This is a genomic window from Catenulispora pinisilvae, assembly GCF_015356865.1.
GTDB classification, from domain to species: domain Bacteria; phylum Actinomycetota; class Actinomycetes; order Streptomycetales; family Catenulisporaceae; genus Catenulispora; species Catenulispora pinisilvae.
The window spans coordinates 26,589-41,695 of the sequence record NZ_JAAFZA010000076.1 but is presented as its reverse complement, the minus strand read 5'-3'; the positions used below and the strand labels follow the sequence as shown (position 1 = coordinate 41,695).

Genomic DNA, 15,107 nt, shown 5'->3' with positions numbered 1-15,107 from the left:
CGCGACGGGCGGCCGCAGTGCCGAATCCGCTGGCTGTCACCGAAAAGCGCGATGACAGAACCCTACGAAACTACCGAAACCTCCTGCACAGGAGCCCAACCCAAAGCCAACGACGAACCGGACAGACAGTCGCTTTCCGCCCTCTTAGGTCTCGAGCACTACGGGACGGTGGCCATGAGGCGGGATTCCACGCCCCCTCGGGAGGCGAGGGGAAGTTATGGCTGTCGAAGGCGTCCCGCGAGATCTGTTCCAGCGAGCAGGTACCGTACTGGTCCGAAGGTCGATAGTGCCCAGACAGGTTGTCGAAGCCGGTAATGTTGCCATTTTCATCGACCACGAAGTTACCCGCCATTGCTACGGCCGCTTCTTCGGACAGGCTTGTGTGACCGATCTCTCTGCTCCATGCGAAGTCACCGTCGTTGACTGCTCGAAGTGTTCCATCGAGCCTGACGATGAAGGTGTACTCGCCTGGCCGTAGCTTTTCTCCCTGTTGGAGCGGTTGAATGTCCTCACCTGGGTTGAGATCTCCTTGCTTGGTGGGGTCCATTTCGGGGGTCCGCTTTATCGTCCATGCTCTGGGCAACTCGTTACAGCCAGTGGGCTTCCACGGTGGGTTCCCTCGCCCGTTCCCTTGCCCGGCCGGTTCGGTCTGGGCCTCTGGTGGGAGTGTCGGGAACACGGTCGCGGTGCAGGAGAGTACGTTGCCGCCTTCGCCGCAGGTTCCGACCGGGGCCGTGCCTTGCCCGCTTTGCGGTGCCCTATTGTCGGCTGCAGTGACGACAGGCGTTGGCAACTGTACGGGGTTCGACCAGTCGATCAGGAGTTGCTGGGTGACCGTCCAAGTGTCCGCGACTGGCGAGACGACGGTTTTCCAGTACCAACGGCCGTCGGACCAGTAGGTGTCGACAGTAGTGGTGGTCTGGCTGTAGTGGTCGACGCGGGTGTAGAGGTATTCGCTGTCGAACCACTTGGAGGTGTTATCCCAGCTCTCGGTGCCGGTCACCGTCTTAGTGCCGGTGACGTGCGGCGGCGGGGGCGGCGGGGGCGCTGCGGGTGGCTGGTTGGCTGCTGCCGGCGCGGCCGAGGTGCTGGACGGTGGCTGATAGTGGACGGATGGATGTGCCGTTGGCGACGTGGTGGTGGCTGGTGAACTAACGGTGCCGGTAGCCGGGTTGTAGGTACCGTCGTAGATCAGTGCCTGGGCGCCGACGATGAAGGCATATGTGGCGCCGCCTATGGCCACAACGACCAATGCACCGACGGCCAGCTCCGCGCACCCGATCACGCAGGCGGCACCCTCGACGGCGGCTTCGCCGAGGGCGACACCGGTCGCCTCCACCACTGGTACAGCCTCGCCGGCGACGAAGGATGCGAGGTCCCCTACCCCGGCGTCGACGTAGGCCGCCTCCTCCTGGATGATTTTCGCGCCTGCGTCCGCGACGTCGCCGAGCCCCTGCGTGATGTTGTCCCAGATGTCACAGACCGCCGACAACAAACCGCAGTCATGTCCGCTCGGGTCGAAGGCGCTGGTGGGGTTGGCGGCTGCGTAGGCGTAGAGGTTGGTTCCGACGGCGTTGTGTGCGGCCGGTGCTGCGCTGTCTTCGGACAGGAAGATGCCTGCGGTGGGGTCGTACCAGCGGGATTGTGCGTACGTGCGGCCGGTGGCGGGGCTGGTGTAGCTGCCCTGGTATCCGAGGTTTGGCAGGTTGCCACTGCTGGCGGTGACGTTGCCGAAGGCGTTGTAGCTGCGGCTGGCCGCGAGTGCGCCAGTTTTGGGGTTGGTGCCGGCGATGATGTCGCCGTGGGCGTTGGTTTGCAGGCTCAGGGGGTTGCCGCCGGCGGTGGGGGTGGCGGCCAGGGGTCCGCTGCTGTCGCCGGGGGCTCGGGCGTAGTTCCAGCTGCCGTCGCTTGCTGGTTCCAGTCCGGCTTGTGCGTACTGGTTCAGTCCGTTGCTTCCGTTGCCGTTGTTCTGCAACCGCCCGAGCGCGTCGTAGCTGTAGGTGGTGGCACCGTCGCTGGTGAGCTGGCCGAAGGCGTCGAAGGGCACTAACAGTGTGGAAACGACCGAAAGGTCTCTCAACCGTCAATCGCACTCAGAAGCCGGACCTTGCGAGCCAGCAGAGGACTCGCGAAATGAGGCCAAGTCCTGGTCGGGAGGCATACGGCCTCGACCCGACCCCTATCATGGCCGCCACCGGCTTCGCCCTTAGCTGCCATCTAACTCAGAACTTGATCAATGTTCTGCTGCTGATTTAGGTGCCAGATTGAGCTAAGTGGCCGAAGCGATAGACGCCAGGAACTTGCCTGCCCCCACCGCCCCGAGCGTCGATCACGCGGATTCAATCCAGGCCGAGGCCGGCGAAACAGTAGAAGAGGTCGGACATGGCCTCGAAGCGATCAGGGTCGGATTGGCGCAGGACCCCGAGGGCAACGAGGTTGACATACTGAAACACCGGAAACGGCAGGTTCGGGCGTCATGCGGCGCGCGGAATGACGGCGACGACGGTCTTGCCTGCGCCGGGTGCAGCGAACACCAGCGGCGGCGCACCACACAGCGCCGCAACGATCGCCAGCCCACGCCCCGACTCGGACAGCACATCCGGCACGCAAGGACGAACATCGCCACCAGAAGACGGATCCCACACCTCCAAGGACACAGCGTCAGCGAAGAGCTTAAGCACGAGGCGGCATACCGCCGGGCCCTCGTCAAACGCGGCGTGCTGGACAGCGTTGCCGACCAACTCGGAGACCACCAGACAGCAGTCATCGATTAGCTCCGGGATTCCCCACCGAGCCAGGACGTCCGTGGTGTGCCGCCGCGCCCAGCCGGCGGCCGACGGTGTCGCGGCGAAGTTCTGCACACACCCCGATATCAGCCGCCCGGTCTCGGCAGGCCGAGGGCGCGGCAACGGCGGCAGTCCAGGACGCTGCGCCGGAACCGGGGCCTTCGGCGTCGGCGCAGGGACTGGGCCTACCGGTATCCGGGGCGTCCGGGACACCGGAATCGGCGGCGGATCAGAAGGTGAACACGGCACGATGAGGTCTCTCCTCCAAGCGGCCAGACGGGCGGGCCATAGAGAACAGATGCAGCAGCCAAGGTGACAGTGGCCAACCAGGCATCGCTCAAGACCCGTTCGATCCCGCAGAGGCGGCATGACGGTAGCGCTTGGGCCTGTCACAGACGCGCACCGCCGCCCCGGACGCGACCATCTTCTCCAGCACGTTGTGGATAGCCCCCGCGCTGCGACCACCCAGCAGGTGGCTGAGCATCGTGGCGGTGTACTCAACATCCGGATGTGCTTCCAGTACAGGGGCGACCATTGCGGCCAGCTCGCCGGCGGCCAGGCGCCCGGTACGCCCGCCGGGCGTGGATTCGTCCGGCACAGAGGGCGCATTCGTCACCTCCCCGGCTGCTACGACAGAATCGGCCGACGAATTCGCGGGTGCACGCCTCTGCTCGACGCCGCTCGCGGCCTCGACCGCAGTTGCAGGACTGGACGGCGGCATCGGGCATTCAGTTGCAGCCTGGCCCGGCGAAGGAGCGGTGGTGGTACTCCCGTCTGGTTCCTCAGTCAGGTCACCGTCGGCAGGCGCATGGGACGAGTGCGGGCCCGCGGCTGCCTTAGTAGATGTCACCAAGGTCCCGACGTGGCCATAGCCAGGATCCCTGGCGGCGTCCGTGAACAGCAGGGCGCCCAATGCAGGGCCGGGCGACCACAGGTCTGCTTCCCGAACCCCGTCGTCCTCCCGCACAGTGCGGATCGCGGAGTTAGAGCGCTCCAGCAAAGCGAGGGTCTTGGCTACGGTGGACTTACTTACTCCCGCCGCGTTGGTGAGCGCTACGACCGTGATCTCTGCGGCCCCGGTCAGAGCTTCCGCGACCAGCCGAGCGGAGGGGGACAGGTGGGCAGCTACTGCTTCGGACATATCTGAGTCCTTCGTCGATGGTTCGAAGCCACCGACAGATCGTCAGCGGCGTCTCCTATCGACGCTCGACTCCGGCCAGGAGGGAAGCGGATCTACCTGATTCACGCCTTGGGTGTCGAAAGATCGACCATGTCGGACGACAACTACTTGACATTTTAGTGTTGCCGAGTGACGCTCCAAGGCTCTGCCTGCCTGCGGTATGCAGGGCGGCGGCCGCCCTCTGCAAGCTCACCACCGGCCAGAAGGCCGCCAACATAGTGATCTCAGACGCTCGCGCGCCCGGCGCGCACGACTTCTCGCACCTGATAAATTGGCACGTCCTCACCAAACTGCACACCGACCCCGCCCGCGCCCCGGACCTGCTGCGAGCCCTTCTCCTCCTGACCAACCTCGGACTCGCCCGATAACAGACGATCACGACCACAGGCGACCGCCCACCACCAGCACGAGCACTCACGAACCCTGCCACACCAGAGAGCGCCATCAACGCTCATGGTGGTGCACGCTCACCGACCTCGCGCCCGCCGGACTGCCTACTGATTAGGGCGGCTCCCACCAGGACCACCGAGGCGGCTTCATCCGAGCCCAGAGGTGGGTCCAGCACAGCCGACATGGACTAGGGCGGGCGGGCTGTCCCGATCGGGTGGGCTTCGCTCGAGCCGCCTCCGTGGGTCTGGCGCGGACCGCCCTAAACACCTACTGTGCCCAAGCACTCGGCCCCTGTTTGATGACGACGGGCGCGCAAGCCTCCTCCGCCTGCCACAGATCAATCCGGTATAGGAAGTGATCTCCAGGACCGCCATCGGTATCGGCGACCGGAGGCTCCGATGGGACATACGAAACTCGTGCTCGCAGAAGGCCGGCGGGAACGGCGATGGACGGTCCGTCGGCAGGATCGACGCCAGGGCTGGAGACGGTCAGCCGGCCCGTGGGAGCATCGAGGTCCGCCTCCACTATGTGCACGGCGGCTGATTCCAACGCCGGGGCGGAAGCGTGGGCCGTGATCTGAGCCTCCACCAGGTCATCCCGCGCAGTGCCGACAGCGATGGAATACGGTTCCAGACCGATACGACGGATCGTTACCGCCTCGTCCGTCCAGCCCGCGGCCGGCTGTTCCGGGTCGAACCCGCGATCTTCCATCCACCCGTCGTAGCGATCAAGATCCTGGACGTAGAACTGTCCGTGATCGGCGTCGATGAGGAACTTCAACGAAGCATCGGCCATCGCTAGAGACTATCGGAGCGGCCATGGCTGAACGGGTCGCTCGGCGGCCTCCGTAGCGGTCACGCGATCGCCGGGCGTTTGGGATCGATGACGTCGACACCGCTGGATTCCAGCCGATCCTCGAAAGCCTCGAACCCGTTCTCCCGGATGGACGCGGCTTCGCCCGACGTGATCGGAACGAGCCACACGAAGCGTGCGTCCTCGGCAAGTTCAAGACTCGGACCAAAGGGGTACGGAAGCGACACGACGAGGTGGTCGCACTGCGAGCCGGGGATCCACGGCCTGCCGATGTCAATGATCGAACCGATGGTCAGATGGTGGGCGGCGAAGGACTGGAAGTGGGAGACCATGGCCAGGATCTCGACGAGCAGGTCGTCCTTCGCCGGAGCCATGATGAAGTACTCCAGCCCGCTGGTCTCGCCCGAGGTCGAAGCGCCGACCGAGACATACACCCACGCGTCGAGAGCCTGTGCCGGATCGACGCGGAGCGCGTGGAAGCCGGGGACCCGCTCTTCGACCGGCCCTTTGCCCCACGTCAAAGTCTCGCGGTGGCGCGCAGGCCAAAAGTTCGCGACATGGGCGTCCAGCGCTGCTAGCCGTTCCTGCACGTTGTCCATCACAGCCCCAAGTTCTTGTTGATCGTTCTGGAGATCTGTGCCATCTCCCCACCTTGCGCTCTCTGACAACTGTGGCATACCGAACCGTTGATGTTGGTCTGGGCCGCGGCGACGCGCTCGTCCCTGGTCATCTGAGATCCACCCTCAAAGTAGTAGTGGATAATCAAGGGCGGATCATGCTCAGGGATGGGCCTGGTAGCTGTCCCGCTCACCATCTGCTTCCCACAGACCGGGCACGGTTCTCCTTCACCGGCCGCACGCGCCGCCTGACCCGCGGGCGAGTTTGTCTGGGCGCCACCGTAGTGAGCTTGCCGGTTGTACCTCTGCGTCGGCACGGGGTGCTCGTTGTCCGTGACGGTGCCGTTGCTGTCGACTTCGAAGCGCGCCTTACCGGTCCCGCCGCAAGCCAGACCGAGTGGGTCGATCCAGGTGAGCGGGTTCGGTACGTATGCGTGGTCGTTGGGGGCGGGATCGAGCCCGAGCGGGTCCGGTGACAGATAGGCCGCGATTCCCGGATCGTAGTAGCGGTGGAGGTTGTAGTTCAGCCCGGTCTCTTCGTCGTGGTACTGACCCGCGAAACGCACCGGGCACTGAACTCGACCGTCGACGCTGTGTTCGGTGTCCTCACCCCACAGCGTCGTGGAGCTGTACCAGGCGACGGCGCCGTCGGAGGTGACCAGTTCGCTCGGCGTTCCCGCGATGTCGGTGACGATGGCGTGGAAGACCTCGTCGATGAGCGCTTGGTCGGCATCCGCCGCCCATAGCCGGGTGGTCTGAGCAGCAGGCCGGAAGGTGTCGGGCTCGTAATCCCAGGTGAGACTTCGGGTCCCGCCGCCGGGTGACGTCTCGGTCTGTTCCACCAGCCGATTCCCGTCCCAGGTGAACATCACCGTGGTCCCGGTTGATCCGCCACCGGTCACTTGGACCTTGCTGGTGCGTCGTCCAAAGGCGTCGTATGCGTAGCGCCAGCGGATGCCATCGGGGAGCGTGACTTCTGTAAGCCGGTCGTCGGCGTTCCAGGAATAGGTCCAGATCTTGCGCTGGCCCGAGAGCATCCGGCGGATCTTGCGAATGACACGACCGTTGGCGTCGTGCTCGTACGAGGTCCGGCCGGCCCGGCGCACAAGCGTTCCGGCCGTCTCACGGTCACCGGACGTGGGAGAGTCGCCTGGGAGGGTGGTAGACGCGACGTTTCCGAACGCGTCGTAGGCATACGCCTCACTCCACGTGCCGGCAGAAACCGCCGTCACTCTGCCGACCGGGTCGTAGCGGTAGCGGCGGGATCCCCGCAACGTGTCCCTGACCTCGAGCGGGTTGCCGTCGGCCAAGTACTCGTATTCCCGTCCCAAGACCAACCGTGTGGAAGGGTGGCCTTCGGCAGAAGCCGGCTCCCGATCGTCGCCGGTCCAAAGCGTTTGCCTCGTCAACCGGCCGGCGACGTCGTACCGCGCCTCCATGCGAGCCGTCCCGCCGAAGTCCCGGACAGTCTCTCGACCGCTGAGATCGTAATCGAACCCGAGAGCACCGATACCGACGTCCAAGCCACGCACCTGGCCCGCGTCGTCGAACTCCCAGGTGGAAACGGCGCCACTTGGAGTGCGGCGACGTATGCGGCGGCCGGCACGGTCATAGTCGCTCCACACCGTACGGCCGTCGATCGCCTCGGCCACGATCCGGCCACCGAGGTCGCGAGTGATCTCCGCACTGGACCCATCGGGCCCGGTGGCGCCGATCAGGCGTCCAGCGGCGTCGTAGGCGTAGGCGTAGTGCCCATCAGTGGTCTGACGTGCGACGAGCCGGCCTGCCGGGTCTCGGACGAAAGCCGAGAGCAAACCGGAACCGGTCACCTTTTCGACCAGCTGGCCCGCGGCGTCGTAGCCGTAGGTCAGAGAGCGCTGGATGAAGTCGGTCTCACGCACCATCCGACCGGCGGGATCGTACTCATAGCTCCAGACGGATCCTGCCGGGTTGGTCACCGACACGAGATTCAGCTCGGTGTCGAAACCGAACGCGAACCGTTCTCCGTTCGCATCAGTGCGGGCGACGGCCTCGCCGAACGGGCCCAGCTCGTATCGGGTGACGCCACCCATGTGATCGGTGTAGGAAGTGACGTTGCCTTCGGCGTCATAGGCCCATTCCTCCCGGGCACCATCCGGAATGGCACGCCAAGTGAGCCAACCCTCCGGGGTCCATCCGATCGACGTCGTGGCTCCGAGCGAGTCGGTCATGGACACGACACGGCCCCAAGCATCGCGAGCAGCCTCAAGGCGGGCACCGAGCGGATTCACCACGGCGATCGTCAGGCCCGCGGCATCAGCTTCAAACTCGGTGACGAAGCCCAGCGCGTCCTGGCGGGAAGCCAACGCGCCATTCGGATAAAAAGCACTTCGGGTTTCCTCGTCGAGCGGGTTGACCACTGCGACAAGGTTGCCGTTCACGTCGTACTCCTGCCGCCAGACAGAACCGTCGGGCAGCCGGGTCTCGACTACTTCGTCGTGCTCGTTGTACTGGATCTCGGCTTCGAGTCCATCAGGCCCGACGGTCCGCACGACATTGCCGCGTTCGTCTCGGACGTAGCGGGTGGTGTTCCCCAGCGGATCGGTCCGGCTCAGCAACCGACCAAACCGGTCGTTCTCGAAGCTCCGGGTGCCGCCCAGCGGGTCGCTGATCGCACAAACGTGACCATTCTCGTCGTAGCGATACGTGATGGTGTGTCCGAGTGAGTTCCTGAAGACCGTTACGCGGGAACCGCTGTCATACTCGAAGGAGCCGGACATATAGCCGTCCGTACCGATGGTTCGCACGACACGGCCGGCTACGTCGTACTCATACTCGTACCGGTATCCCAAACGATCGGTCCATGCCGTGATGCGTGCCGCCTCGTCGTGCTCATAGCGATAGGGCACGCCGGAGAAGTTGACGACACCGGTCAGCCATCCCCGCTCGTCGTAGCGGAACTCCTTCACCACGGCACCGTCATTCGTGCCGTCATCCAACCGAAGCCGGGCCACGCGCGGGCCCGCAGGGGTCGCCACCGTGTCCACAGCAACCCGGTATCCCGGATGTTCGATCCCGGTCGGGGTGCCGTTCTCATCACGCAGAATGTCGATGCGGTTACCATGGCGATCCGAGATGGCGACCAGATCGCGGATCTGTCCCAGATCTTCTCGGTGATGAACGGTGGTGAAGTGGCGGGTGCGGCCGGAAAGGGGCTCGGTGATGCGGATCTCGTCAGTCTCTCGATCCCAGACCAGCGGCCAGCGCGCACCTCGATCAGGCAGCACCGCTTCGCCCGCCGCCGGAACGGGGTAGTCCAAACGCTGCGCGTCATCCCCGGCGAAGTGAATTCCGGCCGCGTTGACCGACAGACGTTGGTCGAGCGTCGCGGACCAGCCCGGGCCGAACAGGCGGCCGGTCTGGCAGCCGGACGAGTACGCACGGCGCAGGATGACGGGAAGTACGCCTGGAAGCTCCATGTCGGTTTCCTCAGAGAGCATCCACCCTGACACCACGTCGACCGGGTCTGTCTCGCAGGTGCCCTCAGAGTTACCTTCGGCCGTCCGCGCCTCTGCGCCGGCGGCCTCCTCCCCGCCCTCGCTCGCCGCACCCTCCAGGGCACCGGCGTCACCTTCGAGTGCGCCGGCCTCGCCTTCGAGCGCTTCGCCTTCGCCGCCAGCACCGATCGCGGCCAGCCCCAACATGCCCACCCCGAGCAGCGCGTCGCCCCAGTGCCCCTGCAGGGCATCGCCGATCGTGGCCATCGCCGTGCCGGCTAGGGCGACCAGGTTGTCGGCCTCGGCGAGGGCCGCGGTGACGACGTCGACACCCGGAATCCAGGACGTCGCCAAGGCGATCACCATCAGCACCGGAGCCAGCTCGCCGGCGATCTTGCCGATCTCCCCGCCCCACTCCGACAGGTCCTCACCCAGGTGCTCCCACCAGGACTTGTTGTGGATACCGTCGTGTTGAGCGTGGCCTATTGCCCTGGCACAGACCTTGGCCGCGTTGAGGCGATCGGTGGCGGCGTCGTTGGCCTGCTTGGTCAGGGCGGCCATGGCAGCCTTGGCGTTGTTCAGGTTGGTCTGCGCGGTGTCGTGCGCAGTCTGCGCCTCTATGACGGCTTGCGGATTCGGGCTGGCAGCGTGGTCCTGCTGCGCAGTCTTCAGATCGGACGCAGCGGTGCCGGCGTTGGTGGTGGCACGCTGAAGATCGACGTTCGCGTCCTGCGCTTGACGCAGAGCCGTGTCAGCCTTGTTCTGCGCCGCCAGCAACTGCGGCGCGTACGCGGTCAGGGCATCGGAAGCCTCGCTGTAAGACGTGTACAGCTTCTGCAGCCGACCCGGCAGTGGGCCATAGTGCGACTTGAACGCCTCCGCAGTCTGACCAACCCACTGAAGCGCCGTCGTGTCGGAACCGAACGAGTTCAGACTCCGATACGCCGACTCCACATCGTGGGCGAAGTCCCCGAACTCCTTCGCCAGAGCCTGCACCGACTCCACCACACCCGGAGTCGGATCCCCATCCAGACCCAGAATGTCCCACCCCGTCGGACGTGCCATCCCCGAATCCCCCCATCAAGACACCGGCCATTGCAACAACGGATCTTGGCCAACGTGGAAGCTACCGCAGATCCGGCAGATCTTCAGCAGAGATTTACCCTCTATGTTGCCCGCCCCCTGTGGTCCGCTCCCCAGCCACGACAGAGCTCTGAGTTTACATAGCCGTTCAGATGGATGGTAACCCCGCAGCGCCTATTGGCTACGGACGGTTGTAGGTTCAACGAGCTGCCGCCCGGCACACGCTGCTACGCGGCACTTCTGCGCGTCAACGAATGGATCAGCGTGCGGGTGCTCGGATCGATCTGCATGTCGATGGCCTCGAAGCGTGTCTCAAGGAGGTTGAAGGTGCGACGTGCAGCGTCCAGTCGCCCGAGCCTTGCCTGACCACGCATAATCCGCCGGTAGAGGTCCTCGTTGAAAAGGTCGTGCTCCAGCAGCGTGTTGAGGATCGCCAAGCCCTGGTCAGGGTCTGTGCGGCTGACGAGACGGGCGAGGTCGCCGGCGGCGTCGCGGTAGCGGCGTAGCCTGTCCTCGCGGTGCTCCAACAGCCAGTCGCCGCGGATGGTCTCATCCAGCGGGCCCCGATACAGTGCGCAGGCCGCCTCCAGGTGCGCGATCTTCTCCTCGTCGGTGCCGGCCATGGTGGCGCGGTCCTTCAACTGGTCGAAGCAGGACAGGTCGGTGAGGACTTCGGCCCGGTTGAGGCCGACCAGGCCGCTGGTGCGGTCCACCTGGATGAGCTCAGTCTCACGGCCCGCGGCGGCGGTGAGCGCCTTCCTGGTCTGATACAGCCGGGAGTCGAAGCGGGTCTTTCGCTTCTGTTTGGCCTTTTCATCGGCGAGGTCTTCGTCGACCCACAAGGTGTTCATGGCCTCGGCCCGCGGCGCCGGGCGCTTTTGCAGCGCCAAGTAGAGCAGGAGGGTGCGGTGGGCGGGCTGGAAGTGTGCGGTGACGCCGCGGCCGTCGATCTCGGCGGTGAACGGCCCCATCACGTTCAGCGCCAGAACGCCGGGGCCGGCGGTCACGTGGTGCACGGTCGGCAAGGCGACCAGCCTCGGCGTGCCGACCGGCTCCGGCGCGTCCTCGTCGGGGTCTTCCTGTGGAAAAGGTGCCGGGGCATGGCCGTCAAGTTCGCCGTTGTCCGTGAAGGGCTCGCGGCTACTCGGTGACGTCCAGGAACGGTTCAATACGGCGAGAACCTGCTCGGCCTCCTCCACGCTGACGCCGTACACGGCCGCACCGGATACTACGGCCGCGTTCTCACCGGTGGCGGTCAGGCTGTGATCGGCGGCCACATCCACTGTCATCCCGGCCGCCCAAGAGCCAAGCAGCACCATGTGCATGTCGGCCACGGCCGCTGCACCCGCGAGTTGTTCCAGACGCTGCCGTTCGTCGGCCTCAGGCTCGAGTAGTAGGACGCACGGGTGAAACGGGTGGATGTTCTCGAAGCGTCGGACGTTGGCGGCGCTGGTGTGGCCGTATTCGGTGATCTCGGCAGCCCGGGCGGTCTGCTCGGTGACGGCATCGTCGAGCAGCGCGGCGAGACTTTCATGAATAGTCAGGCGCCCGGTATCCGGAACGGCGATGTCGCCGAGCAGCGCCTTCCAGACCGACACGGTCGTATGGATCTCGCCAGCCTGATCCAGGACCCGAGGCCCCCCGGCGGCCAGGGCACAAAGCAGCACAGCCCGGGCGGCATCCGCGGCGCCGGCACCGATCAGGCCGAGGCCCTGCTCGCCAATTGCGGACAGCGCGATCGGGATGTTGTCTCGCACCGCGAAGTGGATGCCATCGGGAGCCTCGAGCGAGACCAGGATGCCGTGCAGGCTAGGCGCGAACATCGGTTTTCGTCCGCTGTCACATGGTTCGGCGGCGATAGCCCACGCCGCTTCCTGTCCATCGGATTCCGGATGCGGGTCCGACTCCTCGGCAGCCCCGTCAAGGTAGGGGTCATCCCCGAAGTCTTCGTCGTCTTGGAACAACCCGATGCCGGGACCGCACAGGGTGGCATGGTGCGCGCGTTGCATGGTGGCTGGGGCCTCCGCTGGCGGTAACACCAGCGGCTCGGCCTCGCCGGATTCGTTGACAGGGCTGATGCGGGCCCTGGCACGGCTTCGCAGCCGCGCCAGCGCCAGAGCGGCAGTCACACCGGAGGCCAGGGTGATCGGGACCAGGCCGCCGCCTGGCAGGCGGACGGCAGCGCGGTCACGCGGAGCGATCCGCGCGGCAGGCACGGCATAGCGGGTGGAAGTCTGGGCTTGCAGGCCCGAGCGGGTCGTTGTGCTCGCGGCCGGGACCTGGATCGGCAGTCGGACCGGTGGCGCAACAGGGTCGGCTTCGGGAACCTCAATCGTGGCAGGTGACGAAACCGACCGGGGGGCATGAGTAGCGCCCGCGTCGTGGGCCCCATGGGTGTTGGAGCTGGAGGGGGTCGGCTTCGTGGTCGGCACCGATGCGTCCGTCATCGGCGATGTGCTGATTGTCGGCAACCGGAGCCGCCAGCCGGGAAGGACCAGATCTGGGTCGGAAAGCGTCTTGCCGTCAGGCTGCTGCTTGCCGGCGTTGAGCCGGAAGATGTCGCGCCAGCGATCACCATCGCCGAGACTCTGCGCGGCGATCTCCCACAGGGAGTCACCGTCCACGACGACGTGGACGCCCGCTGTGGTGACGACCGGTGCGTGCGAGGCCGATGTGGACGAGAGGCTGACCGATTCTTCTACACCCGCCGAGGCAGTCCCGGCTGGCGACGCCGTCATTGCGAAGGTAGGGGCGGGTGCCGCATCTGCAAGCTGAGCACGAGCACCAGGCACGGCTGGAGCGACGGCGACGGGTCGCACAGACGATCCGACCACAAAGCCGGTGGAAGCTTTGGCAGCGGCCTGCACCGAAATGCCACGCGGTGCAAGCACCGCGATCGTGAACGCCGCGATCAAACCGCGCGCGAGCGCACCACCAGGCCCGGCGGCCGGTTCGCGGAGCAACGGTTCGCGGTGGCGGAGGATCCGGACGAGGTCGGCGACGATACCGGGGACCTGGACCAGGATCTGCGCCACGAACACGGCCCAGCACGCCCACAGCAGGTAGACGGCGATCGCGATGAACACGTGGATGTCCAGGCGCGTCGACATCCATTGATGAACGGTGGCCAGAGTCGGAACATGCTTGGGGATCGGACTGCCGATCCAGGTGAGCAGCGCCCACGGCACCCCAACGCTGATCGTGCTGGTCACCATAAGAGCGGCGACGGCCTTGACCAAACGTGCAGCAAAGTTCACGGGAGGCTCCCCGCCTCAGGGGACACGGTCGCAGTCGCCGACTCGGTGAAAGTGTCGATGCCGACCGCCCACAGAAACTGCGTGGCCACTGTGCGCGTGATAGTCACCGTGACCTCCGGCGGGACCTCCGCGATACGGGCCTGCACCGTGCCAGATGCAGGGACGGGCCGCCCGGTGATGGTGATGTCGGCCTTGTCACCGGTCGAGGCGATGAAGTCAGCGGCGGTCTTACGGGCTGCAGCTGGGTCTAGGACGATGACGCGATCGCGGCGCAGCGTGTCCTCATCGATCATCTGGGCGCCGGCTCGGGCAGCGGAGCTCGCCTCGTCCAACGCGTCAGAGCGAGCCGCACGCGCGGTGCCGCCGTCGACAACGAGGCCGATAACCAGCATCAGGGACGAGGTGAGCATCGTCACCAGCACTGTCATCACCGCAGGCTCCCGGATGTCGCTTGCCGGTAGACATCTACCGGTGCCTCCGATGAGTTCGTGATCGCGGTGTTGATCGGCACCAATCCCATCCCGGCCAGGTCGCCGATGTCGGCGCGGCAGGTCAGTGACACCTTCACGACGCCGCCTGGGCGGAACCCCGTGGTGTCGACTGTGACACGAGGGCTGGGGCAGGCAACCCCGGCACCTACCAGCGACCGGCGGGCCTCGGCCACCCCGGCCGCCTGAGCTGCCGCCGGCGAGCGGGCCAGCGACGCAGCGCGAGCGGCGTTCGAGGCAGCAGTGTCCACATGCAACCGGGCCGACTCGAAACGACCGGCCATGACCGCCGCCATCAGCACCACGATAAGAATCGGGGTGAGCACGACGGTCTCCACGACCGCTGAGCCGTCGTCCGGGCCACCGCGACGACGACAGGGGATCCGCATGCGGTCAGCCATGGCGTGCACCATCGTCGAACTCTTCGATTGGCCCTGCCGATGCGGCACGGACCTTAGCCGGCCACAACGGCACGAAGTGCGGCGCCCCGGCGGTGACCGTGACCCGGACCTGCCCCTCAGTCCGGGTCACGCTGATGCGCGGATCGGTCAGCGAACCATCGCCGACAACCTTCAGCACATGCTCAGCCTGCGCTTGTCCGAAGCCGGCGGTGCCGTACTCGGTACGCGCCACAGCCACCGCCCGATCGGCGGCGATCTTGGCGACCTGCTGCGCGTGGTAGAACGCCCCGGCCTGGATGACCAGCATGATGACGAACACCACCAACGGTAGGCAGATCACGAGTTGCACCGTCGCGGAACCCGTGTCATCGCGTAGCGCTGCGCCGGCCCGAATCAGAAGTGGATAGATTTCGCCTTCGCAACCACCAGGGCGTAGATGATCGACCCCACGGTCAGGGCCAGGACCGACAACCCCGTAATCCACAGCACCATGTCCACCGTGACAAGCCCGCGATCGTCCTCTTTGAGTCGGCGGGCGAACTCGTTGCGCCGCGCCCAGGACGCAGCCAGGCGTGCGGTCATCTTCTCCAGCAAAGTTTCCATGTGCAGTACCTTC

11 protein-coding genes are annotated in these 15,107 nt (G+C 65.9%); all 11 read right to left on the bottom strand.

Features of this window, described 5'->3' with window-relative positions:
- Positions 1-70: 70 nt before the first annotated feature.
- The 11 genes from IZR01_RS21570 to IZR01_RS21520 all read right to left on the bottom strand — a co-directional run bounded on the left by IZR01_RS21570 (position 71) and on the right by IZR01_RS21520 (position 15,094).
- Positions 71-2,080, bottom strand: coding sequence for an RHS repeat-associated core domain-containing protein (locus IZR01_RS21570; protein WP_194924905.1), 2,010 nt, complete (start codon positions 2,078-2,080; stop codon positions 71-73).
- A 394-nt stretch (positions 2,081-2,474) separates the two neighbouring features.
- Positions 2,475-2,861 carry an ATP-binding protein gene (locus IZR01_RS53390; RefSeq protein ID WP_194924904.1) on the bottom strand — a complete coding sequence of 129 codons (387 nt, stop codon included), beginning with the start codon at positions 2,859-2,861 and terminating at the stop codon, positions 2,475-2,477.
- A gap of 262 nt (positions 2,862-3,123) precedes the next feature.
- Complete coding sequence (locus IZR01_RS21560) at positions 3,124-3,384, bottom strand: hypothetical protein (protein WP_194924903.1); 261 nt, start codon at positions 3,382-3,384, stop codon at positions 3,124-3,126.
- 1,239 nt (positions 3,385-4,623) lie between these two features.
- Complete coding sequence (locus IZR01_RS21555) at positions 4,624-5,151, bottom strand: hypothetical protein (protein WP_194924902.1); 528 nt, start codon at positions 5,149-5,151, stop codon at positions 4,624-4,626.
- Positions 5,152-5,210: 59 nt separating this feature from the next.
- Positions 5,211-5,768 (bottom strand): suppressor of fused domain protein, encoded by a 558-nt coding sequence (locus IZR01_RS21550; protein WP_194924901.1) that lies wholly within the window; start codon positions 5,766-5,768, stop codon positions 5,211-5,213.
- Positions 5,768-10,327 carry an RHS repeat-associated core domain-containing protein gene (locus IZR01_RS21545; protein ID WP_194924900.1) on the bottom strand — a complete coding sequence of 1,520 codons (4,560 nt, stop codon included), beginning with the start codon at positions 10,325-10,327 and terminating at the stop codon, positions 5,768-5,770. Before IZR01_RS21545 ends, IZR01_RS21550 begins: the two co-directional genes overlap by 1 nt.
- Positions 10,328-10,572: 245 nt before the next feature.
- Positions 10,573-13,602 carry a BTAD domain-containing putative transcriptional regulator gene (locus IZR01_RS21540; RefSeq protein ID WP_194924899.1) on the bottom strand — a complete coding sequence of 1,010 codons (3,030 nt, stop codon included), beginning with the start codon at positions 13,600-13,602 and terminating at the stop codon, positions 10,573-10,575.
- Complete coding sequence (locus IZR01_RS21535; RefSeq protein ID WP_194924898.1) at positions 13,599-14,030, bottom strand: hypothetical protein; 432 nt, start codon at positions 14,028-14,030, stop codon at positions 13,599-13,601. Before IZR01_RS21535 ends, IZR01_RS21540 begins: the two co-directional genes overlap by 4 nt.
- Positions 14,030-14,491 carry a TadE family protein gene (locus tag IZR01_RS21530; RefSeq protein ID WP_194924897.1) on the bottom strand — a complete coding sequence of 154 codons (462 nt, stop codon included), beginning with the start codon at positions 14,489-14,491 and terminating at the stop codon, positions 14,030-14,032. The genes IZR01_RS21535 and IZR01_RS21530 overlap by 1 nt, the downstream gene beginning before the upstream one ends.
- A complete protein-coding gene (locus IZR01_RS21525; protein ID WP_194924896.1) occupies positions 14,484-14,840 on the bottom strand; it encodes a TadE/TadG family type IV pilus assembly protein in 357 nt (118 codons plus the stop codon). The genes IZR01_RS21530 and IZR01_RS21525 overlap by 8 nt, the downstream gene beginning before the upstream one ends.
- Positions 14,841-14,884: 44 nt before the next feature.
- Positions 14,885-15,094, bottom strand: coding sequence for a hypothetical protein (locus IZR01_RS21520; RefSeq protein ID WP_228559955.1), 210 nt, complete (start codon positions 15,092-15,094; stop codon positions 14,885-14,887).
- Positions 15,095-15,107: the final 13 nt, after the last annotated feature.